Source organism: Chitinophaga sp. (assembly GCF_036569125.1).
Taxonomy (GTDB): Bacteria; Bacteroidota; Bacteroidia; order Chitinophagales; family Chitinophagaceae; genus Chitinophaga.
The window spans coordinates 1-24,137 of record NZ_DATCRF010000107.1 but is presented as its reverse complement, the minus strand read 5'-3'; the positions used below and the strand labels follow the sequence as shown (position 1 = coordinate 24,137).

At 49.7% G+C, this 24,137-nt stretch carries 21 protein-coding genes; 16 read left to right on the top strand and 5 right to left on the bottom strand.

Going from position 1 to position 24,137, the window contains the following annotated elements:
* Positions 1-114: 114 nt before the first annotated feature.
* Together VIM87_RS03845 and VIM87_RS03840 are read right to left on the bottom strand one after the other, a co-directional pair.
* The gene (locus VIM87_RS03845; protein WP_331995695.1) at positions 115-1,086 is read right to left on the bottom strand and encodes a FecR family protein; all 972 of its coding nucleotides are present in this window, start codon (positions 1,084-1,086) and stop codon (positions 115-117) included.
* Positions 1,087-1,167: 81 nt separating this feature from the next.
* Entirely contained in the window at positions 1,168-1,749 is a 582-nt protein-coding gene (locus tag VIM87_RS03840) for an RNA polymerase sigma-70 factor (RefSeq protein WP_331995694.1), read from the bottom strand.
* 293 nt (positions 1,750-2,042) lie between these two features.
* Here VIM87_RS03840 and zwf point away from each other — a divergent pair, with 293 nt between their 5' ends.
* From zwf to VIM87_RS03800, 8 genes are all read left to right on the top strand, one after another.
* Positions 2,043-3,560: a glucose-6-phosphate dehydrogenase gene (zwf, locus tag VIM87_RS03835; protein ID WP_331995693.1), complete on the top strand. Its 1,518-nt coding sequence runs from the start codon at positions 2,043-2,045 to the stop codon at positions 3,558-3,560.
* A gap of 168 nt (positions 3,561-3,728) precedes the next feature.
* On the top strand, positions 3,729-4,208 hold the full coding sequence (locus VIM87_RS03830; protein WP_331995692.1) for a peroxiredoxin: 480 nt from the start codon (positions 3,729-3,731) through the stop codon (positions 4,206-4,208).
* A gap of 11 nt (positions 4,209-4,219) precedes the next feature.
* Positions 4,220-4,753, top strand: a complete 534-nt coding sequence (locus VIM87_RS03825) for a DsbA family protein (protein WP_331995691.1) — start codon at positions 4,220-4,222, stop codon at positions 4,751-4,753.
* An 83-nt stretch (positions 4,754-4,836) separates the two neighbouring features.
* Positions 4,837-5,607, top strand: a complete 771-nt coding sequence (locus VIM87_RS03820) for a DUF1080 domain-containing protein (protein ID WP_331995690.1) — start codon at positions 4,837-4,839, stop codon at positions 5,605-5,607.
* Positions 5,608-5,906: 299 nt separating this feature from the next.
* A complete protein-coding gene (locus tag VIM87_RS03815) occupies positions 5,907-6,638 on the top strand; it encodes an intradiol ring-cleavage dioxygenase (RefSeq protein WP_331995689.1) in 732 nt (243 codons plus the stop codon).
* Between the two features lie 15 nt (positions 6,639-6,653).
* Complete coding sequence (locus VIM87_RS03810) at positions 6,654-7,160, top strand: hypothetical protein (RefSeq protein WP_331995688.1); 507 nt, start codon at positions 6,654-6,656, stop codon at positions 7,158-7,160.
* A gap of 1 nt (position 7,161) precedes the next feature.
* A complete protein-coding gene (locus VIM87_RS03805) occupies positions 7,162-7,869 on the top strand; it encodes a hypothetical protein (protein ID WP_331995687.1) in 708 nt (235 codons plus the stop codon).
* A gap of 56 nt (positions 7,870-7,925) precedes the next feature.
* Entirely contained in the window at positions 7,926-10,100 is a 2,175-nt protein-coding gene (locus VIM87_RS03800; protein WP_331995686.1) for a carbohydrate binding family 9 domain-containing protein, read from the top strand.
* Between the two features lie 4 nt (positions 10,101-10,104).
* Here VIM87_RS03800 and VIM87_RS03795 read toward each other — a convergent pair whose 3' ends face one another.
* Positions 10,105-10,545: a hypothetical protein gene (locus tag VIM87_RS03795; protein ID WP_331995685.1), complete on the bottom strand. Its 441-nt coding sequence runs from the start codon at positions 10,543-10,545 to the stop codon at positions 10,105-10,107.
* 179 nt (positions 10,546-10,724) lie between these two features.
* Between VIM87_RS03795 and VIM87_RS03790 the strand changes: the two genes are divergently transcribed.
* Both VIM87_RS03790 and VIM87_RS03785 read left to right on the top strand, forming a co-directional pair.
* Positions 10,725-11,432 carry a DUF4440 domain-containing protein gene (locus VIM87_RS03790; protein WP_331995684.1) on the top strand — a complete coding sequence of 236 codons (708 nt, stop codon included), beginning with the start codon at positions 10,725-10,727 and terminating at the stop codon, positions 11,430-11,432.
* Between the two features lie 82 nt (positions 11,433-11,514).
* Positions 11,515-12,012 (top strand): DinB family protein, encoded by a 498-nt coding sequence (locus VIM87_RS03785; protein WP_331995683.1) that lies wholly within the window; start codon positions 11,515-11,517, stop codon positions 12,010-12,012.
* Between the two features lie 80 nt (positions 12,013-12,092).
* Here the strand turns inward: VIM87_RS03785 and VIM87_RS03780 are convergent, their stop codons facing one another.
* Positions 12,093-12,617, bottom strand: a complete 525-nt coding sequence (locus VIM87_RS03780; RefSeq protein WP_331995682.1) for a class I SAM-dependent methyltransferase — start codon at positions 12,615-12,617, stop codon at positions 12,093-12,095.
* A 45-nt stretch (positions 12,618-12,662) separates the two neighbouring features.
* On the opposite strand from VIM87_RS03780, the gene dusB reads away from it, so the two are divergent.
* Positions 12,663-13,700 (top strand): tRNA dihydrouridine synthase DusB, encoded by a 1,038-nt coding sequence (gene dusB / locus VIM87_RS03775; protein ID WP_331995681.1) that lies wholly within the window; start codon positions 12,663-12,665, stop codon positions 13,698-13,700.
* Positions 13,701-13,848: 148 nt separating this feature from the next.
* Here dusB and VIM87_RS03770 read toward each other — a convergent pair whose 3' ends face one another.
* The gene (locus VIM87_RS03770; protein WP_331995680.1) at positions 13,849-15,405 is read right to left on the bottom strand and encodes a right-handed parallel beta-helix repeat-containing protein; all 1,557 of its coding nucleotides are present in this window, start codon (positions 15,403-15,405) and stop codon (positions 13,849-13,851) included.
* A 570-nt stretch (positions 15,406-15,975) separates the two neighbouring features.
* Between VIM87_RS03770 and VIM87_RS03765 the strand changes: the two genes are divergently transcribed.
* The 5 genes from VIM87_RS03765 to VIM87_RS03745 are packed head-to-tail and all read left to right on the top strand — an operon-like array spanning position 15,976 to position 24,052.
* The gene (locus VIM87_RS03765) at positions 15,976-19,041 is read left to right on the top strand and encodes a TonB-dependent receptor (RefSeq protein ID WP_331995679.1); all 3,066 of its coding nucleotides are present in this window, start codon (positions 15,976-15,978) and stop codon (positions 19,039-19,041) included.
* A gap of 22 nt (positions 19,042-19,063) precedes the next feature.
* Complete coding sequence (locus tag VIM87_RS03760) at positions 19,064-20,410, top strand: RagB/SusD family nutrient uptake outer membrane protein (RefSeq protein ID WP_331995678.1); 1,347 nt, start codon at positions 19,064-19,066, stop codon at positions 20,408-20,410.
* 23 nt (positions 20,411-20,433) lie between these two features.
* Positions 20,434-21,807, top strand: coding sequence for a DoxX family protein (locus VIM87_RS03755; protein ID WP_331995677.1), 1,374 nt, complete (start codon positions 20,434-20,436; stop codon positions 21,805-21,807).
* 24 nt (positions 21,808-21,831) lie between these two features.
* Complete coding sequence (locus VIM87_RS03750; RefSeq protein WP_331995676.1) at positions 21,832-23,475, top strand: hypothetical protein; 1,644 nt, start codon at positions 21,832-21,834, stop codon at positions 23,473-23,475.
* Complete coding sequence (locus VIM87_RS03745; RefSeq protein ID WP_331995675.1) at positions 23,459-24,052, top strand: c-type cytochrome; 594 nt, start codon at positions 23,459-23,461, stop codon at positions 24,050-24,052. Before VIM87_RS03750 ends, VIM87_RS03745 begins: the two co-directional genes overlap by 17 nt.
* Positions 24,053-24,137: the final 85 nt, after the last annotated feature.

The window sequence follows — 24,137 nt, the reverse complement described above, 5'->3', positions numbered from 1 at the left end:
GCTATGTTTTTGGTTTACGAGGCCGTTGAACATACGCGGTGTAAAAACTTAACTAATGGGTCCTCCTTTTTTCCGGGAGGACTTTTTTTTGCTACGTGAGGGGCGGATGCCTGTTCAGCAACGCACCTTTTTGATCACATAGGTATCTCCCTTTTTTTCTAACGTGGCATTGAGTGTAAGGCATAGTTGTTTTAATGCTTTTTCCAGCTGGCCATTGGTATTAAATTCCCCGAAATAAAAACATCCCTCCGTACTACCTGCTATGTTGATGCTGACATTATAATAATATCCCAGCTCCGCTGCCACGGCAGCCAGCGCAGCGCCCCTGTATTTCAGGATACCGTCACGGCGCAGTAACAGCTGTGCCGTATCCACATTTTCCTCCCGCTGAATGCTGCCGGTTTGTTTGTTAAAAACAGCCCGCTGCTGCGGTGTTACCGCCACCGCTTCACTTTTTGCAGTTTTCACCGCCACCTTGCCCGTTACAACGGTTACGCCTATGTTAGGCTGCTGCGGATACGCCTGTATGTTAAAAGAGGTGCCCAGCACTCGGGTATCTACCGCACCGCTGTGAATAATAAAAGGCTGTTCCTCATTAGCCGCTACATCAAAAAAAGCTTCTCCATGCAGGGTCACTTCCCGCGTATGCCCGCTGAACTTTTCCGGGTATTGCAGGAAAGAGGCGGGGCTTAACCATACCTTAGTACCATCGGGCAGCTGCAGCTGCCGGTGCTGCCCCGGTTGTGTGCTAAAAGCCTGCTGCTGCACCGGCGGCAGGGGTTTCCATACCATATAACAGGTAATGCCCAGCGCAGCTATCAGCAATGCAACTGCTGCTGCTATGCGTAACCAACCGATACGCCTTACCGGTATAATAGCCGGCTGCTGTGGTATTTGCCGGATGTTTAACAGCAGCTGCTGCTCCATTTCGGCCTCCAGCTGTGCTTTTGCGCCCAATAAATGCCCTTCCCATTCCGGCGCTTCCCGGAAGCTGTAGTAATAGTTCATGAGCGCCTGTACCTCTGCATCCGTTGCACAGCCATCCATCCATTTATCTATAAGCATAAAAAAAGCCTGCCGGTCCATAGGGAGTATTTGTAGAGTAGTGACAAATAAGATCCACTACCCCCAAGGCATGTTAAAAAAACACCAGTAATGGAGAAGATTTCAGGAGAGCAGCTTTACCAGCACCAACAGCGGGCCTATGCTGTAATGCAGGCCTGTACGCAAACGGCGCAGGGCAATATTGATCTGGTTCTCCACCGTTTTTACGGATACATTCAGGCGGCTGGCTATTTCCTTGTAAGACAAATGTTGTTCCCGGCTCATACGGTAAATGGCAGCGCATTTTTCCGGCAACGCAGCTACCAGCGTATTTAACTGTGCCTGTAATTCTTTAGCGGCCAGCTCACTTTCCGGGGAGGGGGTTTGCATTCTTTCCGTGAGGTGCTCAAACAGGGTTTCCTGCGCGGGATGCTGGCGTATATAACGGAATACTTTATAACGGATGCTGGCAGCCAGGTAGGCTTTAAAGGAACCGGTAAGCTGAATGTGATTACACTTTTGCCATACCTCTGTAAACAGCTCCTGCACCAGGTCTTTACAGGCCTCTTTATCTTTCAGCACCTGGTAAGCGGCCAGGAATAAAGGTTCCCAGTGGCGCCTGTACAGCCATGTTAATGCCTGCTCGTCCCCGTTTTGCAGCAAGTGCAATAATTCTTCATCCGTGCGCCCTTCATTGGCCAACATGGCTTGATGTCTATTATTAATTGGTTAAAACTGCCCGCATAAATATAGAGATTAAAATTACAAAGTTGCATACCGGCAAAGGCGGGCAATGGGGGTGGCATCGGGGGGCAGGTTCCGGCTACCGCATTTCCGCATGGCAAACATGAATATTACTTTGGTAATTAGTACCTTTCATAATTAAGAATGAATAATTAACAATTAATAATGAAGAAGGCTGTGTTTACGTGCAGCACATGCATAGCGATTATTAATTATTCATTCTTAATTATTAATTATTATAAATGGATGCTTAGATGAAACCTGCACAAAAATCAACCCCTTCCGTTATTGTTATTTTCGGCGGCACGGGCGATCTGTCTAAACGGAAGCTGATCCCCGCCTTTTACAACCTGTTTATTGAAGGTTGGATGCCCGAAAGCTTTAACATTATTGGGTTAGGACTGGAAGACTATGACGATGCTGCATATCACCAGCATTTACTGGATGGATTAGTGGAGTTTTCCCGCAGCGGTACGCCGGAAGACACCAAATGGCATGCATTCAAATCGCGGGTGCATTACCTGAAGTCGGATATTAACGATCCGGTGTTTTACAGCACGCTGCTATCACGGCTGCAGCAGCTGGACCAAACCCGGGGTGCGCGTGCCGACCGCTTATTTTATTTATCTGTAGCGCCGCATTTCATTGGCCCCATTACCACCAACATGGGCCGGGTAGGCCTGGCGCCCGATCCGCAGGCCGACCGCATTATTATAGAAAAACCATTTGGCTCTAACCGGGAAACCGCTACGGCGCTGAATAATATGATCACCAGCACGTTCCCGGAAAACCAGATCTACCGTATAGATCATTACCTGGGCAAGGAAACGGTGCAGAACATACTGGCCTTCCGTTTTGCCAATGCGCTGTTTGAGCCTTTATGGAACCGCAGCTATATTGATTATGTGCAGATCACCGTGGCAGAGCAGGTAGGCGTGGAGCAGCGCGGCAGCTATTATGAAGGCGCCGGCGCTTTACGCGATATGATCCAGAACCACCTGCTGCAGATCTTGTGTATGATAGCCATGGAACCGCCGGTATCTTTTGAAGCAGAGGAGATCCGCAACCGCAAGGTAGATGTGCTGCGCGCCATACGCCCCATTAAGCAGGAGGAAGTATATAAATATGCGGTGCGCGGGCAATACGGGCCGGGCTGGCTGCAGGGTAAAAAAGTGCCGGGCTACCGGGAAGAACCCGGCGTAAAACCGGATTCCAATACGGAAACCTACGCCGCTATTAAATTTTACCTGGATAACTGGCGCTGGCAGGATGTGCCCTTTTATTTACGCACCGGCAAGCGTATGCAGGAAAGAACTTCCTCCATTACCATACAATTCAAGCCGGTACCGCATTCCACCTTCCCGGATAAATATGCGGATAACCTTACGCCCAACCGCCTGATCATAAACATACAGCCGCAAATGGATATCCGTTTGCGCTTTACCGCTAAAAAGCAGGGACTGGAAATGAGCCTGAACCCTGTAGAAATGGTGTTCCATTACGATAACGCCACTACGAAAACACCGGAAGCTTATGAAACCCTGCTGCTGGATGCATTACGCGGCGATGCTACCCTGTTCATGCGTTCCGACCAGGTGCTGACTGCCTGGGATGTGATCACACCCATTTTAGAGAACTGGGAATCGCACGATTCACTGGACTTTCCCAACTACCAGGCAGGTACCTGGGGGCCGGAAAATGCAGAAGCGCTGATCGCACGCCAGGGCCATACCTGGACCGCCCATACTATGGGAAAGGACGATCCATGCTGATGGAATGTGAATAAAAATCCACGCAGGCCGCCGGTCCCGGCATTATTACTCCGCTCTGAATAGCCCGCCGGGCAGGGTTCATGCTGGCAGTTAAGCCTGTATAGCCCTGCCCGGTAGCAACGGTATGATATTAGCTTTATGTTGTAACACTTAAAACACAACAACATTATGGCTGGATCCATTTTAGAAAAAGGCGCCCCTGCCCCGGATTTTGATCTGCACTGCACTCCGGACCAACGCTTAAAGCTGCAGGACCTGAAAGGCAAACGGGTGATCCTGGCTTTTTACCCGGCAGACTGGAGCCCGGTATGCAGTGATCAGATGGCAGTATACAATGAGGCACGCAAGCTTTTTCAGCAGCATAACGCAGAAGTGATCGGCATTTCAGTAGACAGTAAATGGTGCCACCTGGCCTTTGAGCAGGACCGCCATTTGCATTTTCCGCTGCTGGCTGATTTTGAGCCCAAGGGGGAAGTATCCCGCCTGTACGGCGCCTATAATGAGGAAGAAGGACAAAGCAAACGTGCTTTGTTTGTGATCGATGAACAGGGCGTGATACAATGGAGCTATCTTTCACCGGATGGCATTAATCCCGGTGCAGACGGCATCCTGGAAGCGCTGGAAACCATGGATAATGGTCAACATTAAAACAACAGCTTATGTCAACATTAAAAACCCCTGTCTCCGGCAGCGACCGGCAAACCGGCCACCGCAGCGCTCCTGTTACGCTGGTTGAATACGGCGATTATCAATGCAGCCATTGCGGTATTGCACATCCGTTCATCAAAAGATTGCTGTCCGAAAAAGAAAAGGACCTCCTGTTCGTGTTCCGCAATTTCCCTTTGCAGGAAGCGCACCCCGCCGCTTATATCGCTGCGCTGGCAGCGGAAGCAGCCGGCCAGCAGGGCAAGTTCTGGTTAATGCACGATCTTATTTTTGAGCACCAGGATCACCTGGATGCCAACAGCCTGCTTTCCTTTGCAGAAGCGCTGGACCTGGATCTGCAGCAGTTTGCGCAGGACTGGAAAAGTGAGGCCCTGCAGCAAAAAGTAGAAGCCGATTTTGAAAGCGGCATCCGCAGCGGGGTAAATGGTACGCCTACATTTTTTGTGAACGGAGAAAAGATAGACTATAACGAAACGTACGAATCACTCCTGCATGCCGTGGAAAGGGTAGCGCAGGCACACCGTTAAAACCGTTCGTCCAGTTTCTGGTAATTTATCCTGTTAATTTATCAATTTGAAAGCTAAATTAGAGGATTAAATTATTTGTGATCATGCATAAGAGAATACTTGTAGCAGCAACAGCTGCTCTGCTAAGCACTTCCGCGTTCGCTCAAACCAAACCTGAAGAAACAGAGGTATGGTCTCCGGTTCCAAAAGTAGTTACACCCGGCAAAAGCGCTGCCGATGCACCTTCCGACGCTATTAAGCTTTTTGATGGCAGCAACCTGAGTGAATGGGTATCTGTAAACAATGAAGGACAGCCCGCCAAATGGAAAGTGGGCAACGGTATTTTAACGGTTGATAAAACCCAGGGCAACATAGAAACCAAACGTACCTTCACCGATTACCAGCTGCATATTGAATACCGTATCCCTGCTAACATTACCGGCACCGGCCAGGCGCGCGGCAACAGCGGCATTTTCCTGGCATCTATTGGTAAAGGGGATGATGGATATGAGCTGCAGGTATTGGATAATTATAACAACGCTACTTATGTGAACGGACAGGCCGGCAGCTTGTACAAGCAAACACCGCCGCTGGTGAATGCCTGTAAAAAACCCGGTGAATGGCAGGCGTATGATGTGTTTTGGACAGCACCCCGTTTTAACGACGATGGCTCTCTGAAATCACCAGCCCGCGTAACCGTGATCCACAATGGCGTGCTGGTACAGAACAATACTGAGCTGCAGGGCCCTACCCGCTATATTGGTAAAGCTTCTTATGAGAAAGCAGCTCACGGTCCTGCGCCTATTAAGCTGCAGGCCCATGGCGATAAGAGCGAGCCGTTGAGCTTCCGCAATATTTGGGTAAGAGAGTTATAATTAATAATGAATAATTAAGAATGAATAATAATGGAAGCAGGTATACGGTTAGTTTATACTGCAATAATGCAGTATAAAACTTGCACGTAATATCTCCCTGCGATTATTAATTATTCATTCTTAATTATTAATTAAAAAGTCCTGCACCGCGTGCAGGACTTTTTTTTATCGCCTCAATGTTCATCGGCACAAACCTTCCCTTTAACGGCAGATAACATTTTAGCTCCCCGCTTCCCTTAATCTTTACACCAGCAATAAGCCACAACAACGACCACAGGAACCTTCTAAAATTACATTGTATGGAAAGAAAGCTCTTTTTAAAGAACAGTTTAGCCGCTTTAGGACTGGCCGCTATAGCGCCACTGGCTAAATCCTGCACCAAAGACGATGCTGCCGCCACCACTACCACCACCGGCACTGAAACCAGCAGCGACGGCAGCTGCTCTACCACACCTACTGAAACCGCAGGGCCTTATCCCACTAAAAGCCCTTCTTCTTATGTAAGAAGCAATATTGTAGATGGGCAGGCCGGTGTACCGCTTACCGTTAAGATCTATATCAAGAACGTTAAGAACAGCTGTAATGCGCTGGCCAATGCGCTGGTGGATATCTGGCATTGTACATCCGTAGGCTATTATTCTGAATACACCGTAAACCCGGGCGGCGGTTATTCCACCGTAGACTATAGCGGCTCCCACTTCCTGCGTGGCCGCCAGACTACGGATGCAGACGGGCTGGTAACCTTCACCAGCATTTTCCCCGGCTGGTACTCCGGCCGCGCACCGCATATCCATGTGCATGTGTACAATGCCAGCGGCACCTCTCTAATGGTAACACAAATTGCTTTCCCAACAGATGTGTGCAACACGGTATACACTACCGCAGCCGATTATAAAGCACACGGCACGCAGGACACCGCCAATACAGCCGACATGGTGTTCAGCGATTCTTTAAGCAGTGAGCTGGCTACTGTTACGGGCAGCGTAAGCAGTGGTTATACCCTCACGCAAACCATTTATGTAAGCGCCTGATAATAATGATCACCGATGTCAAAAAAGAGCATCCGTTTATTATACCGGAAAGTAATTGATGCACAATCCCGCAAAACATGGGAGCAGCATGTGTTTGAGGATAGCTATACCGAATTTCTGATGCAGGCGCAGTATTACAACCAGGAAAAAAAGTACAGCACCTTTGGCGAGCTGCTTACCTATGTGCCGGGTGCGGAGCAATTACATTTCCTGGTAAGTCCTGCCGTAACAGGGCATCTCATGCCTTTAAACGCTAAGGTTCCGGATATACTGAATGCCGTAGGAAAACACTTTTTACCGTTCAGGAATTTTAAGTTCGAGATCATTAACAGCAACATCCGGCAAAAAACGCAGCACCAGGTAGCCATCAACTTCTTATCGGAACCGCTTACCTGGTACGATACCATCGGCAACCAGCTGCTGGTGGCCTTAAGCGATACCCCGGATGAGGAAGGGCGCATAGCTACAGAACTGTTTACGCTGCAGCCTTTCCTGAATATTCATGATATAAAGCTGCTTTAATATGCTACCGCAATCACAGGGGAAAATATTCCTGGCAGACGAAAGAGGCCTGCAGGAGCATGCAGGGCGCCGGCGCTATTACACCTTTAATGCCGATGGATTCTATAATGAGCATAAAACGCCTTTTGGCGCGCTGTACGCCCTGCATGAAGATACCCTGGATGCGGAGCAAAGTATTACCCTGCATGTAAATGCAGCTGCTGAGATCCTGCTGCTGCCGACTGTAGGCGCCATTACCTGGAAAGACAATACCGGCCAGGCTGGGCAGGTGGTAGCCGGACAGTCGTTGTACTACACCACCCAGCAGGATGCAGTGCTGGTTATCAGCAATCCCTACGAAAATGCTTTAGTGAATTTTTTGCAGTGGTGGTTCAAACGCAGCGCAGCTGCGGAATACAGCGCCACACAGCTTACCGCCTTTGACCTGAACCTGCATAAAGACCAGCTGATCTCCATGGGGCGGCAGTGCCGGATAGGGAAGTTTAACGGACGGGCTGAAGCCGTACACTCCCTGGCCGCCCCGGATCAGGGCTTATTTGTGTTTGTACTGGAAGGCGCTTTTGAGGTCCAGTACCGGTTACTAAATGCCAGGGATGGACTGGCGCTGTGGGGTATACAGGAAATTGAGCTGGAAGCGCTCTCCAATAACGCCATTGTGATTATTGCAGCAGTGCCTTTACCCGCACAATATGATGAGCGGCAGGTGTAAACTGGTATTTAGTAACCGTTTTTTGTATTTTGTCAGTAAACCAGCAACTGACTATTGTGCGCACTATTCCACGTTTACTTTGCCTTTGCCTGTTTTGCCTTCCGGCAATGGCGCAAAAGAAGAACGAAACATTTCAGCTTCATATACGCAGAACCGCTACCCCGGTGAAGGTAGACGGTATTATTGACGACGCAGGCTGGCAGCAGGCGGATACTGCTACCAACTTTTACATGATCCTGCCCATGGATACCAGCTACGCCAACGTGCGTACAGATGTGCGTATGACCTATGATGCGCAGCACCTTTACCTGCTGGTAGAAAACTACAACGCTCTCCCCGGACCTTACATGGTGGAATCTCTTAAGCGAGATTTTGCTTTCCTGAAGAATGATAATTTCTTGTTGTTCATGGATCCCTTTGACGACCAGACCAATGGTTTTTCCTTTGGCGCCAATGCCGCCGGGGCCCAGTGGGATGGCCTGATGTATGATGGCGGTAAGGTTGACCTGAGCTGGGATAACAAATGGACCTCTGTAGTGAAGAACTATCCGGATAAATGGGTGTTTGAAGCCTCCATACCGTTTAAGACTATACGTTATAAAAAAGGCATCAGTAAATGGGGTATTAACTTTGGCCGCAATGATCTGAAAACAACAGAGAAAAGCAGCTGGGCGCCTGTGCCACGGCAGTTCCCATCCGCTTCCCTGGCCTATACCGGCGTGCTGGTATGGGATGTGCCGCCGCCTGACCCCGGGCCTAATATCTCCATTATTCCCTATTTGCTGGGCGGCATCAATAAAGATTATGCAGCCGGCACCAAAAATAATTACCGCCGTGAAGCCGGTGTGGATGCCAAGATAGCCGTTACCTCTTCCCTGAACCTGGACCTCACCGTAAACCCGGATTTTTCCCAGGTGGATGTAGATAAACAGGTTACTAACCTGGACCGCTTTGAACTGTTTTACCCCGAGAAAAGGCAATTCTTCCTGGAGAATGGCGATCAGTTCACCAATTTTGGATACGCTACACTGCGGCCTTTTTTCTCGCGCCGTATTGGGTTAGGAGTGCCTATCCGTTTTGGCGCACGCCTGAGCGGAAAGCTGAACCGCAACTGGCGCATGGGTTTTATGAACATGCAAACGGCTAAGGATGAAAGCCTGGGCCTGCCGGCGCAGAATTTTACCGTAGCAGCTTTGCAGCGCCGCGTGTTTGCCCGCTCCAATGTTGGCTTCCTCTTCATCAACAAAGAATCCCTGAACTATACGCCGGATAATCCTTCGGAAAAACCTTTGTATTCCCGTTACAACCGCAACCTGGGGCTGGAGTATAACCTGGCCTCCGCCAATAATTTCTGGACCGGTAAAGCATTGTTATTAAAATCCGCCAGCCCGGGTAAAAGCGGGCATGACTGGGCGCAGGCGGCTAATCTGCAATATACCAGCCGCACCTGGAACATTGGCTGGCAGCATGAATACGTGGGCCGTAACTATAATGCAGAAGTAGGGTATGTACCCCGCCAGGGTTATATAAAGCTGGTGCCGCAGGTCACGCGCCTCTTTTTTCCGAAAACAGGCCCGGTATTGAGCCATGGGCCGCAGGTTATATCTACCAGCTTTTATGATGAGCACATGAAGCGTACGGATAATGAAACCATGCTCTCTTACGCCATTGTGTTCCGCAAACGCAATACACTCACAGCCTGGGCATCCAACAACTACATTAAGCTGTTATTACCTTTTGACCCTACCAACACCGGTAAGGACAGCCTGCCAACCGGCTCGCAGCATAACTGGAATACAGTGGGGGTAGATTATGTATCCAAACCGCAAAGCCTTTTCACTTACTCTTTCTCCGGCCGCTATGGCGGCTATTATGCAGATGGTACGCGTACCACGCTGGGCACTGAGCTGGGTTACCGCTTTCAGCCCTATGTAAGCATTGCATTAAGCACCACCTATAATGATATCCGCCTGCCACAGCCCTGGGGGAATAATAAATTCTGGCTGGTAGGTCCCCGCCTGGATGTTACCATGACCAACACCCTGTTCTTTACCGGTTTTATGCAGTATAATGAACAGCTGAAGAATATGAACCTTAATACCCGCTTCCAGTGGCGTTACCGCCCGGCATCGGACCTGTTCATTGTATATACCGATAACTACCTGCCCGCGCCTTTTTATGTAAAGAACAGGGCATTGGTGCTAAAGCTGGTGTACTGGCTGAATATTTAGCCTGCTATAAAGCAGCCAGCATTTGCCCGCCCGGCAGCTCTGATGCTGCGTAGTACAGGGTGAGGTGGCTTTGGGCATTATTTTTTTCCAGCTGCTGTAATGCCTTTACCGGGATGCTCATTCCTTTTTTACCATCTTCAAACTTCCATTCTTTTACAATGCGGCCGCCATCATCTTTAATGGTAAGGCTGCGGCCTGTACCGGATGCTTTACCGCGGCAATGTGTGTAATACACTACCAGCTGATCATCGGGACTGGCCTTATCCAGCGCCAGGCTTTGTAAGCTGATCTCCTTGGAAGCATATTGTTTTAATACTAGCTTGTTGTTCAGGTAAATTTCATAACTGTCTACCCCGAATGGCGCTTTAAAGGAGAACAGCGCCAGGCATAAAAAGGCCAGCAGGCCGGTTCTTAACAGGGTTTGTTTGAAAGCTACATGTTGCATACGATCATGTTTTTGAGGTGAAGGATCATTTGTTATTCACCACAAAGCAACAGCATTCGGTTAATGCTCCCTGGCGGGTCTTGACAAGGGGAATGGAATACTTGACATCAGGCATGGCCACATGATCAGTATGGCCGGTTTTGCCCCGCAGCCGCTTTTAAAAAGCCTTATATTAGGATATGCGTACAGTATTTTTCCTGCTGCTGTTGATCAGCAATGGCGCTTTTGCGCAACAGTTTGAAAAAGATTCCGCCACACTCATTGGCATTACCCAGGCCCTGGTGGATGCTATTGCACCCGGCGATACTGCAGTGTGGATCAAATACCTGCACCCCGGCTGTATTTATACCGCGGAAGACGGCGCCGTAAAACGCAAGCCAGACCTGATAAAGGAGCTGCAGCCCTTACCGGCCGGCTATGTGGGCAGCATTAAGGTTACACAGCCGCATGTGCTGGCTTTTGGCAATACCTACATTGTAAATTATGTGGCAGATGAAAACCTGGACCTGTACCGGCAGCATATTCATACGCGGTATATTGAAACGCAAACCTACCTGAAAACCGGGGATCAGTTCCAGCTGGTTGCATCTGAAATATTTGAGCTGTTTGCCGATCCCACACCAGCCGCCGTGCCGGCAGCCATCCTGCAAAAGTATACCGGCGTCTATCACCTTTCACCGAAAGTAATCTATACCATTACGTTGCAGGGCAATCAGTTAATGGGGCAGCGGAATGGCCGGGCCGCCGTACAGCTGATACCGGAAACAGAGAATGTATTTTATATAAAGGGGCAGCGTGGCCGCAAGATCTTTGTACGGGATGCCGCCACTAAAACCAGCCTGCTCATAGACCGGCGTAATGGCAATGACCTGGTCTGGAAAAAATAATTAAACTTTCTAAAAACCTGCTGACATAAGGTTGTCACAACCCGGTAGTTCCTTTGTATCAACAAACAAAAAACTACCTACCATGACACAAATGCAACTGTTACTCACAGAACTCGAAAACGAAGCCAGCACCACCCTTAAAATGCTGGAACGCGTACCAGCGGATAAATTTGACTGGAAACCCCATCCTAAAAGCGGTACGCTGAAATGGTTAGCCACCCATATAGCGGAGCTGCCAGGCTGGGTAGAAATGACCCTGCACACCAGCGGGCTGGATTTTGCCAATAACCCTTACAAACAGGAAGTAATAGAAAGCACCGATGACCTGTTAGCCTATTTTAACAGGAGCCTTTCCAAGGGCAAAGCTGCCCTGCTAGGCGGTAAAGACGAGCAGCTTGCCGATAGCTGGACCCTACGCAATGGCGACCAGGTTTATAGCTCCCGGTCCAAGGCAGAGGTACTCCGCATGGCATACTGCCAAACCGTGCACCACCGCGCCCAGTTAGGCGTGTACCTGCGCCTGCTGGATGTGCCCATCCCCGGCAGCTATGGCCCCAGTGCAGATGAAATGAATTTCTGAGGTAGCAATAAATTATAATAGAAAGGTGCAGTGGAAACGCTGTGCCTTTCTTTGCATATATGGGTTTTGCAGCTGCAGCTTTACCGGCTAACCCTCACGGAATAAATATTGGCGCGGCCGTAAATGGAAGGGTGTTCATGCAGCCGTTCAATAGTAGTATAACCAACCTTGTGAAACAGCCGTAGCAGTGTGTGATAGCTCAGCGGGTAAGGCACCCAGCGGTTAGCGCTATCCGTATCATATTCACAGATCAGGAAGCAGCCATCCTCCTTCAAGTGCCGGCTCAGCTTGCGGATAAACCCCGGCTGATCGCTTACATAATGTAAGGAGTTGGCCATTAATATCCCATCCAGGTCCTGGAAAGGCAGCTCATTCGCCACAAAATCCAGCCGCATGGGCTGCACCTTCACTCCGGCCGGAAAGTCGTTGTTTTGTAATTTTACAGGCGCCCTGTCCACCGCGTAAATAGTGCTGTTAGCAGGCAGCAGGCTGGCTAAAGCCGCCGTGAATAAGCCTCCGCCACAGCCCAGATCGGCCCATGTGGCGCTGTTGTTCGTATTAATCCCCTTGTTTTGTACCAGTGCAATTGCGTCTTTAAGTTCCATCCCTGAAAATTGAGTATCTTTGCGGGCGCAAATTTACAAAGAGTTTTGATCAGAATAGGAAACATATCACTGCCGGATTTCCCGCTGCTGCTGGCGCCCATGGAAGATGTGAGCGATCCGCCTTTCCGCATCCTGTGTAAGGATAACGGGGCAGACCTCATGTACACGGAATTTATTTCCAGTGAGGGCCTGATCCGCAACGCCATTAACTGCCGCCGCAAGCTGGATATTTTTGAGGAGGAGCGCCCCGTAGGCATCCAGATCTTTGGCGGGGATGAGGAAAGCATGGCGCTGGCATCCGGTATTGTGGATGTAACCAACCCCGACCTGCTGGACATTAACTTTGGCTGCCCGGTAAAAAAGGTAGCCTGCAAAGGCGCCGGGGCCGGCGTGTTAAAGGATGTGGACCTCATGGTGCGCTTAACCGCAGCCTGTGTAAAGGCCACAAAACTGCCGGTTACCGTAAAAACCCGCCTGGGCTGGGATGAGCAAACCAAGAACATTGAAGAAGTAGCCGAACGCCTGCAGGATGTGGGCATACAGGCCCTCTCCATCCATGGCCGCACCCGCAGCCAGATGTACAAAGGGGAGGCCGACTGGAGCCTGATAGCCAAAGTAAAGAACAATCCCCGCATTCATATTCCCATTTTCGGCAACGGTGATATAGACAGCCCGCAAAAAGCGCTGGACTATAAGAACCGCTACGGCGTGGATGGCGTAATGATAGGCCGCGCCGCCATTGGCTATCCCTGGATCTTCCGTGAAATAAAACATTATATACAAACCGGCGAATTACTGCCCCCGCCCACCGTTGAGGAAAGAGTAGCCGTTTGCAGAAAACATTTACGCGAAGCCATTAAATGGCAGAACCAACGTGTAGGCATCAACGAAATGCGGGGCCGTTATGCCAGCTACCTCAAAGGCTTACCCAATATTAAAGAGTACCGCAACCGGCTGAACCGGCTAACAGAAGTAGAAGAAGTAGAAGCCGTGCTGAACGAGATCCTAACAACCTATGCCGGGTTTGAGCTGCAAAGAACGCCCATTGAGCTGATCGATTACCACGAGAATTGCCCGCTGTAAAGGAGCTGAAAGAATGTAAAATCATAAATGTAAAATTTTAAACCGACGAAGGAGGTTCATAGAGTGGAATGCAGCGAAGTTTGGCCGGAACCAAATTGCTGCATTCCACTTTTACATTTATGATTTAAAATTTTACATTTTACATTTCTCAAAACGACGTTTCATCCGCACCAATATCCACCCTCCCATTCCTTACACGCGTTTGTTTATCAATATCAAACTCCTGGTACCCTGTCACAAATGCCGGATCGCCCGCATTCACAGCAGCAGAGCCGCTGGCAAGATGCAGGTTAAGCGTGGCCAGGGTGCTGTTCACAAAAGACGGGATGCCATAAGTAGAATGTACATCCTGCCCGGTGGCGCTTACAAAAGCAGCAAGCGATCCATAGGTTGTTGCGGTCATCGCCCAGTCAAAAGTAACAGTTGCTGCACTGCCGGAAACAGAATAATAACGGTTGTAATCCATGTGCAGGTTAGTAGAAGTATAACCGGAAAGCGCAATCACAACAATATTGCTGTTGGATTGTACAATGTTATTCCTGATGGTAGCTTCATCTGTGTTCTGCAGGCTGATCTCGCCGCCCCATCCTCCTTTCGTATAATTCTTGAAGAAGGTATTGTTGGTGATGCTTGAGTTGATCACTTTACTGTTGGGAGCATTGGAACCGAAAATGATGCCCGCATCCTTGTTATTATAGATAAAATTGTCGCGGATGTTAATGCCATCAGCCGTGTAGTTATTGTTCTCGCAGCCAACCGTAATACCAGCCAGGTTCTCATAGCAGGTATTGCCCTCTACATTGATCCACTTGCCGCCATCCACATAAATACCGCCATTGGTAGCCACCGGCGATACGCAGTGATGTACAATGTTATACTTTACATTACCGTTACGCGCAAAGTTCACATTATCCGGCGCGCCTGTCCAGGAGTAATGTCCCGTCATATCAATACCTATGTTCCTGATATGGTGTACAATATTGCCCTCTATAAGGAAGTTCTCCACGTTGCCGGCCATGGTAAGCCCTTCGCTATAACCGGTATTGCAGCTGTATATTTCATTATCTCCTACAAAGATCTCGTTGTAGGAATCAGCTCCGGAACCAACCACTACCAGCGGATTGGCATTCTTGGAAGAAGAAGGTACAGCAGTGGAATCAGTGGTCCAGCCAATGTTATAGATCTTGCAGTTAGATACCTCTACATCTGTTCCGGACCCGATAATATAAATACCGGCAGCAAAATCGCGGATGTTGTTCGCTATCCGGATCCCGTCAATACGGATATGGCTTCTGCTGCTAACAGCGATCATCTGGGCCTGTGCATCGTTCGTTGCATTTACCCCATCCAGGATCACCACGCCGTCATTATAGTTGGTGAGCGTAATAGGCTCGTCGGCAGAAGCGCCTGAATGCGGCCACCACAGCCTTTCCTTATAGGTGCCTGCCACTACATAAATGGTAGCGCCTACACCCTCTGTTGTTTTGTTCAATGCAGCCTGTATGGTCTTTAAAGCAGTAGAGGTGCTGGTGCCGGCATTAGCGTCGTTACCGGAGGCGCCATTAACATAGTAGCTCACAATAGCCAGCTCAGTTTTTGCCTTCCCCTTTGATGGGGATTGTGCTGCTTCTTCCTTTTTGCAGGAGGCGATCACCAGCAGGCACAAACATCCTGCAATGAATGCTTTCATTACTTTGGGTTTCATAGTTTTCCATTTTAGTGTTAATCAATGCGAGTAAGGGTACATACTACAATATAGTTTTTCAAAATAGATGGCCATCTGGTATAAAGACGAAGGGGCTGATTGAAAGGACCGGGGAAAACCGTGTTTTTTTAAAAGTTTTTTTACCGCTCCGTTGAGTGTATCTCCACGCCCAACCCGCACCGTTCATCCATTAATTAATAAAAAATAGTCCACCACTCTTGTAGACTAAATATTTTTTATCTAATATTGTGACAGATTTAACACCTTCAGGTAATATGCTGCCGCTAAGCCCACCACTACCCAGCAGCATAGCTGTAGTGCTGTATACAGGTCTTTGGGATCTTATTCATACTAAATAATACATCGGGGAACATGAACACAACTAAAGGAAATGGCCTTCACCGCGCAGGTGGTGTGAGGCCGCGTGACTGCCTATGTTACAACGCACGTTAAAATGAAAAACCGGAATTGCTGCAACAATTCCGGCGAGTAAAAAAAGGCTGAGCTAATGGCTGTTAGTGAATAGATCACTAGCTGCCTGCCTTATTATTTATTACCAATACAAATATAATGAAGATTGCCATTATATCGTGGATCGTGCTGCTCCCGCTCTTTACCTATGCACAGAACCAGGATAACATCACGCTTTCGGGCGTAGTCATCGATGCACAAACAAAAACACCTTTACCCGGCGCCACCGTACATATTAAGAACACTACGCACGATGGTTTAACCAACGACAAGGGTGAGTTTAATTTCTTAACCGGCCAGCACTTACCGGTAACCTTCCAGATCTCTTACATCGGCTATAAACAGGCGGAAATAACCGCCAACCAGCGCACCGGTATTGTGCTTGCATTAGAGGCTGCCAACACACAGCTGAATGATGTTGTGGTAGTAGGTTATGGTACACAGCAACGTAAAAGCCTCATCAGCTCTATCTCAAAAGTAAATGCAAGCGGCATCAAGGATATTCCGGTAGCTGGTGTAGATGCGCAGCTGCAGGGCAAAGCAGCCGGCGTACAAATTAATTCCAACACCGGCGTACCGGGCGATGGAGTGTTTATACGCGTGCGCGGCGCCACCTCCATCAACGCAAGTAATGATCCCTTGTATGTAGTGGATGGAGTGTTCATTAACAACACCAGCCTGCAAACCGTAAGCACCGGTGGCCGCGCTACCTCTCCCATCGCAGATATTAACCCGGCAGATATTGAAAGCATTGAAGTGCTGAAAGATGCCAGCGCCACCGCCATCTACGGCTCACGCGGCGCCAACGGGGTAGTGATCATTACTACCAAACGTGGTAAGTTTGGCACCAGGCCCACCGTTACTTTTAATACTTCACATGGCTGGGCATGGGCGCCGCAGCTGTGGGATCTTACCACCGGCCCGCAACATGCGGAGATCATGAATGAGTTTTACAGGAACTCAGAAGCTGATGCTATTGCAGCCGGCGACCAGGCAGGCATAAAAAAATATGCACAGGTGCCCTTCCGTCCTGTATCAGACGGTGGCCGCGGCACACCGGAACAACAGCAAACCTACGACCGCCTGCATAAATTGTTCCGCACCGGCTTGCTGCATAATTATAACCTGGCTTTGCAGGGTGGCAGCCCTACCAATAAATATTATATCGGCGCCGGCTACACGCAGCAGCAGGCGGATATTAAGCCCATTGATTTTAACCGCGCCAGCTTAAAGTTCAACTTTGATCAGAAGATAGGCGATAAAATTACCGTAGGCACCAGCAACAGCCTGTATCGCAGCTTCCGCAACCAGGCCCGCTCCGGCGATGGCCCGCAGGGTGGCTTATTACAATCAGCCCTGCACACGCCTACTTATTTACCGGAAGTGAATCCGGATGGTACGCCAGCCCGTTATGCGGGCTTTGATAACCTGGATGTGCTGCTGAATAATTACGATGTAAATACTACCAGCCTGCGTTACATCGGCAATATCTATGCAGAGGCAGAGATCATCCCCGACCTGAAGTTCCGCACCAGCTGGAGCCTGGATTATAACCACTATGATGAATCAGAGTACTGGAACAACCTTACCCAGCTGGGCGCCGCGCCTACCAATGGTTTGGCCACTTCTGCACTTACGCAGAACACTACCTGGATCAATGAGCAAACATTAACTTACCGCAAAACACTGAACACGGTACATACTTTTGGTATCCTCGTAGGTAATACTTTACAAAGTAATATCCAAAGCACTACCTCTGCACAGGGTTCCGGTTTTCCCAGTAACGCGTTTAAGCTCATCTCTGCTGCTGCTACCCGCACCTCCTCACAATTATGGAGCAAGGCCAACCTGGCCTCTTTCTTTGGCAGGGTAGATTATAATTATGCCAACAAATATTTTGTAGAGTTCAGCATGCGTGCAGATGGATCTTCGCGTTTTGGCGCCAATCACCAGTTCGGGTATTTCCCGGCAGTAGGCGCCGCCTGGCGTTTGAAGGAAGAGAATTTCCTGAAAGAGGTGAACACCATCAGCGACCTTAAGCTGCGCGGCAGCATTGGCCTTACCGGTAACCAGAATGGTATTAACAACTTTGCCGCTCAGGGCTTATGGTCCGGCGGCGCAGGATACCCTGATAATACTACCAGCGGCGACCAGCCGGGTATTTACCCTTTGCAGCTCTCCAATCCTGACCTGCGCTGGGAAAAAACAAGGCAGGCCAACATTGGTCTGGACCTGGGCCTGCTGAATGACCGTATAGGCATTGAGGTGAATTTGTATTCCAAATACACCACCGATGCATTATTGCAATTACCGGTGAACGCTATTTCCGGTTTTAATTCCTACTCCAGCAATGCCGGGGAGATCAGTAACAAAGGATATGAAGTAGCCATTAATACCATCAACATCCGCAACCGCAATTTTACCTGGCAAACCAACTTCAATATCTCCGGTAATACCAATAAGATCGAAAAGCTGCCCGTACCGGTTACTTACTACAACCGCGACTGGGTAAGGCTGCAGCAGGGTTACTCTATGTACTCCTTCTGGCTGTATAAACAGCTGTATGTGGATCCGCAAACCGGTAACGCCGTGTTTGAAGATGTGAATAAGGACGGGCAGATCACCGTGGCCGACCGGCAGATCATGGGCAGCGCTATTCCCAAATTCTTTGGCGGCATTACCAACAACTTCACCTATAAGGGTTTTGACCTGGGCCTTGCCTTCACCTTCCAGTATGGCAACGATGTATATAACCTGAACCGTTTCTTTGGCGAAGGAGGCGGTACCCGCGACGCCAACCGCGTATTATTTGCCGACCAGCTAAAACGCTGGCAAAAACCCGGCGATATCACCGATGTGCCCCGCGTTACTGCTTACGGTAACAACTATACGCTGGAGCAGAACAGCCGTTTCCTGGAAGATGGCTCTTTCCTGAAGCTCAGCTCTCTCACCTTGGGATACACGGTTCCTAAAAGCATTACTTCCCGTGCAGGTTTCCAGACCGTGCGGGTATACTTCACCGGCAGCAACCTGTTACTGCTTAAAAAGTACTCAGGGCCTGATCCGGAAGTGAATGTAACCTCCCTGCAGAACGTACAGGGGCTTGACCTGGGCACGGCGCCACAGCCCCGCACCGTGCAGTTTGGAGTGAATGTAACGCTTTAATGAACCGTTAAAAAAGAACACAATGCAAACACATAAATACATCCTTCCTTTACTGGCCTCCGTGCTGCTGCTGTCCTGCAAAAAATTCCTGGACGTGCAGCCGCAGGATGCTATTTCAGATGAAAGCGGAGCAGTGATCACGGATAAAGCATCCGCAGAAACCGCAACCAGGGGGCTTTACAGGGCCTTATCCGCCGACGCCTATTATGGCAGCAACTTTGTTTCCATCGGGTATTTATCCGGCGATAATATTGTATGGACCGGCTCCCAATCCATTATACAGCAGTTCATCAGCCATAATGTGCGGGCCGACAATGCCAATATTGCCAGCGCATGGTCCGGCATTTACGCCACTATTAACCGCGCCAATCATATCATTGCCAAAGTACCGGCTGTTACAGATCCGTTGCTTACACAGCAGCTGAAAAACCAGTTTACCGGGGAAGCTTATTTTGTAAGGGCCCTGGGCTATTTTGACCTGGCGCGTACCTGGGGCGGGGTGCAGATCACGCTTACACCTACCATTACCCCGGCTGATAAATATGGCATTAAACGCAGCAGCCTGGATCAAACCTATAACCAGGTGCTGAGCGACCTGGTAGCAGCCGATTCCCTGCTGCCGGCCACCACCAACCGTTTCCGCGCCACGCAAAAAACTGCCTGGGCCTTACGCGCGCGCTATCATTTATACCGCCAGCAATGGGCCGATGCAGAAGCCTATGCCACCAAAGTGATTGCCGATTCTGCCAACTATAAGCTGGTGCAGCCTTACAGCGCATTTTTTGCCAACAATGCCACTGCCACCTCTGAATCTGTGCTGGAGCTTTCTTACAGCGCCACCTATCCCAACTCACACCGCAACAGCTGGCAGCCGCCCGCTAATGGCGGCACGCGCCAATGGGCGCCCAATGATGCTTTCCTGGCGCTGGTAAATGATCCTGCTATTGGCGGTAACCGCAGCGCGCTGGTAGCAAAAACATCTGCCGGTCTTTGGTATGGCAACCTGTACTACCGCAGCCCTGCTACGGATCCTGCATTTGTAATACGTATTGCGGAGCTGTGGCTGATACGTGCAGAAGCGCGTGCACAGCTCAATAACTTAAGCGGCGCTGTCAGCGATCTGAATGCAGTACGCAGCCGGGCCGGTGTGCCGCCCAGCGAAGCAGCCACGCAAAGCGCCCTGTTGCTGGCCATTGAAAATGAAAGACGGCTGGAATTTGCTTTTGAAGGGCACCGCTGGTACGACCTGGTGCGTACCAACAGGGCCGCCGCTGTATTGGGTGTTACCAATGTTAACAAGCTGGTGCTGCCCATACCTGCCGGTGAAGTGCTGAACGATACAGACCTTGAACAGAACAAAGGATATTAATGTGTCATCATAAATTTTAAAACATGACAACAGCCACCTACAATCCCGCACATACGCCTCCTGCATCCACGGGGTGGAAAGCATATCAGAAGATCCTCTTCCGGTTCTTCTTTATTTATTTCCTGGTACAGGTACTACCGCTGGACTGGAAATTTTACCGGGACCTTTTTGCCATTAACTGGCTGCACCTGCAGTATGCAGATATTTTTAACATCGCGCATTACACGCCAAGCTTCTTTGCCGGGCAAACGCGTTTTGCAGACTGGGCGATCTTTCTGGGCATTGCAGCTGCCGGCACCGTAATATGGAGCTATTTAGATAAGAAGAACCAGTACAGCACCAATTACGATGCCCTGTACTACTGGCTGCGCGTGCTGCTGCGCTACCGCCTGGCCATTGCATTGCTGGCCTACGGGTTCATAAAATTCTTCCCGCTGCAGTCGCCTCCTCCTTCCCTGAGTAACCTGAATACACCTTACGGTGATTTTACGGAGTGGAAATTATTTTCCTTAAGCCTGGGCATTGTACCGGGCTATGAAACTTTCCTGGGCCTGGTGGAGATCATCGCAGCCCTGCTGCTGCTATACCGCAAAACCACTACGCTGGGTGCATTCATTGTACTGGCTTTTACCGGCAACGTGTTTATGTCTAACCTGGCTTATGGCGGTGGTGAAGCGGTGTATAGCTTTTACCTGGTATTAATTGCGTTGTTCCTGTTTGCATATGATGTGCCCAAGCTTACCAACCTGCTTGCTTTTGGCCGCCCTACCGCACCCAATAATTACCGGCCTTCATTCACCCGGCCCAGGCTGCGGTATGCCCGCCTGGCGCTGAAAGCTTTTGTAGTGCTGTTCTTTGGCGTTATCTATGGCGCGCAAACCTATGCCGCCATCCAGCATGATCCATATCAATACCCTGCGGCGCCTGGTTTGGCTGGCGCACAAGGTTTATATAACGTACGCGAGTTCCGTTACAATCATCAGACATTGCCCTACAGTGATATTGATCCTGTACGCTGGCAGGATGTGGTATTCGAAAAATGGAATACGCTCAGCATCCGCTCCAACCGCCCGGTGGTTATTGATTCCACGAATGTGGACAGCATTTATACTGCCGACGAGGACCGCAGCTTTGAGCTGCAGGGCAGTGCTGCAAGGCATTACTACAGCTATCAGGCCGATACCGTACATCAGCTGCTGGTGCTGCAAAACCGCAACCCGCACCATCGTACGGAGCAATGGCTGCTGCATTATGAGCGCCCCAATGATAGTACGCTCATCCTGTCCGGCGCTAACCAGGCCAAAGATTCCGTGTACGTGGTATTAGACAGGGTGCATAAGAAATACCTGCTGGAAGAGGTAACTAAAAAAGGCCGCAGCAGGTCCATCAAACTATAATCGGTTCATCTGAAAAATATTGTTATGTCTACCATCACCATTCCTGAAATACATGCTGCACGGAACAACCAGCTTCCGCCCCTGCCCGGCATTTCCACGCCCTGGAAAACATATGAGCTGATTGCTTTCCGCATTGCATTCATCTTTTTTGTGGCCATCTCCATTCCCAATAATGCGGAATGGTATAGCCATGTATTTCATATTAACTGGGCGCGCCTGCATTACCGCGACCTGTATGATATTGCGCGGTTTGGCTCAGGGATCAATGTTTTTGGCAACACCATCTTTGGCAGTCCCTTATACGGTTATGCTAACTGGATCATTACGTTCCTGGTATCTGTTGCAGGAGGGCTGATATGGACAGTGATCGACAGCCGCCGGAAAAATCCGCCATTGGAATATAACCAGCTGTATTACTGGCTGCGGGTAGTGGTACGTTACCGTGCAGGCATCGGTATTATTGGTTTTGGCTTTACCAAGCTGCTGCCGGTGCAAATGCCTTTCCCCTCCCTGGGATTGCTGAACACTAACTTTGGCGATTTCTCCGCACAAAAGATCTACTGGCTTATCATTGGCATAGTACCCTGGTACCAGGTATTTGCAGGCATAGTGGAGGTAACGGCCGGTACGCTGCTGTTCTTCCGCAAAACCACTACCCTGGGCGCAGCCCTGCTGGTAGGCGCTTTAGGCGATATTGTATATGTGAACTTTGCCTATGATGGCGGTGTGCACGTATACAGCTCTTACTTTGTGCTGTTAGGCGGCTTTTTGCTGGTGCAGGATGTGCCTAAGCTGTACCGCTACTGGATCAAAGAAGAATATACCGTTCCGGTATACCATTTCCCCGTATTATCAAAAAGCTGGCAATATGCGCGCGTAGCGTTGAAAGCCGGTGTGATAGTATTGTTCCTGGGTGTGTTGTATTACCTGCAGCTGGTGAACTATAAGTATGATCCCTACAAACAACCCTCCACGGCCGGTGTGCGTGCTTTAAGAGGCAACTACCGGGTAACGGAGTTCCGCATTAATAACAGGGTTATTCCTTACGATCCTACGGATAGCATCCGCTGGCAGCGGGTAACCTTTGAAAAATGGACCAGCCTTACGTATACGGTTAACCGTGCAACGTTCATTGATCTCTCTAACGGTGGTGGCGATCCTATGCGGGATATTAACCGCACCTTTGAGCTTACCGGTACCGGTGGCGGGCAGCGGGTATTCCATTACTATGCAGATAGCATTGATCATGTATTATACCTGCAGGATAAATTCAAAGCTATCCCCGACCGCAGGAACCGCGTAGCCGGTGTGGGCGGCGATCAGAACTATGATCTGAATGCAGGCAGGCCGCTGGCTAAAGAAAACCGCAAACGCGACAAAGATACCTCAGGCAGTAACTGGATCTCGAAGGCAGCCTGGGCGCATATTGGCGATGAGAACCACATGATCGATAAAACAGTATGGACAGCGCGCCGCGACCGTGAATTTGCAGTGCCGCTCAAAAATGAGCACCGGAACCGTATGGTGCTGCAATATGAAACAACAGACGGATCGCACGTAATACTGAAAGGCGTGGATGAGCATAAAGATTCTATTTACGTAGTGCTGGACCGCATAAACCGGCCCTACCAGGTAAAACCCAGTACGTTGGATGCAGGTAAATATTAAAACGTATATGCTGTACGGTTATATGCTGCTCTGCATATCCTGTAAGCACAATAGTAACAGCACAGTGGTTTTACAGGATACTGCTAACTGGCCGGCTACCTTTGGATTGGGCCGGCCGGCCACGCAGGCACAAATAGCAAAGCTGGATATAGATGTACGGCCGGATGGAAAAGGATTACCACCCGGCGCCGGTGATGCCGCTACCGGCAAAACCATTTACATGGCCAAATGCGCCGCCTGCCATGGCGCCGGTGCAGAACCGGTGGATGTGAAGCTCCAGGGCCCTGTATTGATGAATGACAGCGCCGGCGCAGACCGTAACAAGCTAAAGACCATTGGTAACTACTGGCCCTATGCCACTACTATTTTTGATTATGTACGCAGAACCATGCCATACAATGCGCCGGGTACCTTAACGGATAATGAGGTATACAGCCTTACCGCTTACCTCTTACATGCCAACAATATTATTACCGCGCAAACAGTGATGAACGCAGCATCTTTACCAAAGGTGACCATGCCTGCAAAAAAATTATTTGTACCGGATAACCGGCATGGGGGGCCGGAGGTTCGCTAACCGTGATTTTATGAGTAAACGAAAGATCAGCCGGCGCACCATGTTAGGCGGGGCCGCCACCGCCGCTGTAATGTTGTTCAAATCC

Bases quoted from the DNA above. Each gene is read 5' to 3' on its own strand.
- VIM87_RS03845 (WP_331995695.1), bottom strand. From the start codon at position 1,086: ATGGACCGGCAGGCTTTTTTTATGCTTATAGATAAATGGATGGATGGC.
- VIM87_RS03840 (WP_331995694.1), bottom strand. From the start codon at position 1,749: ATGTTGGCCAATGAAGGGCGCACGGATGAAGAATTATTGCACTTGCTG.
- zwf (WP_331995693.1), top strand. From the start codon at position 2,043: ATGAAACCTGCACAAAAATCAACCCCTTCCGTTATTGTTATTTTCGGC.
- VIM87_RS03830 (WP_331995692.1), top strand. From the start codon at position 3,729: ATGGCTGGATCCATTTTAGAAAAAGGCGCCCCTGCCCCGGATTTTGAT.
- VIM87_RS03825 (WP_331995691.1), top strand. From the start codon at position 4,220: ATGTCAACATTAAAAACCCCTGTCTCCGGCAGCGACCGGCAAACCGGC.
- VIM87_RS03820 (WP_331995690.1), top strand. From the start codon at position 4,837: ATGCATAAGAGAATACTTGTAGCAGCAACAGCTGCTCTGCTAAGCACT.
- VIM87_RS03815 (WP_331995689.1), top strand. From the start codon at position 5,907: ATGGAAAGAAAGCTCTTTTTAAAGAACAGTTTAGCCGCTTTAGGACTG.
- VIM87_RS03810 (WP_331995688.1), top strand. From the start codon at position 6,654: ATGTCAAAAAAGAGCATCCGTTTATTATACCGGAAAGTAATTGATGCA.
- VIM87_RS03805 (WP_331995687.1), top strand. From the start codon at position 7,162: ATGCTACCGCAATCACAGGGGAAAATATTCCTGGCAGACGAAAGAGGC.
- VIM87_RS03795 (WP_331995685.1), bottom strand. From the start codon at position 10,545: ATGCAACATGTAGCTTTCAAACAAACCCTGTTAAGAACCGGCCTGCTG.
- VIM87_RS03790 (WP_331995684.1), top strand. From the start codon at position 10,725: ATGCGTACAGTATTTTTCCTGCTGCTGTTGATCAGCAATGGCGCTTTT.
- VIM87_RS03785 (WP_331995683.1), top strand. From the start codon at position 11,515: ATGACACAAATGCAACTGTTACTCACAGAACTCGAAAACGAAGCCAGC.
- VIM87_RS03780 (WP_331995682.1), bottom strand. From the start codon at position 12,617: ATGGAACTTAAAGACGCAATTGCACTGGTACAAAACAAGGGGATTAAT.
- VIM87_RS03770 (WP_331995680.1), bottom strand. From the start codon at position 15,405: ATGAAACCCAAAGTAATGAAAGCATTCATTGCAGGATGTTTGTGCCTG.
- VIM87_RS03765 (WP_331995679.1), top strand. From the start codon at position 15,976: ATGAAGATTGCCATTATATCGTGGATCGTGCTGCTCCCGCTCTTTACC.
- VIM87_RS03760 (WP_331995678.1), top strand. From the start codon at position 19,064: ATGCAAACACATAAATACATCCTTCCTTTACTGGCCTCCGTGCTGCTG.
- VIM87_RS03755 (WP_331995677.1), top strand. From the start codon at position 20,434: ATGACAACAGCCACCTACAATCCCGCACATACGCCTCCTGCATCCACG.
- VIM87_RS03750 (WP_331995676.1), top strand. From the start codon at position 21,832: ATGTCTACCATCACCATTCCTGAAATACATGCTGCACGGAACAACCAG.
- VIM87_RS03745 (WP_331995675.1), top strand. From the start codon at position 23,459: ATGCAGGTAAATATTAAAACGTATATGCTGTACGGTTATATGCTGCTC.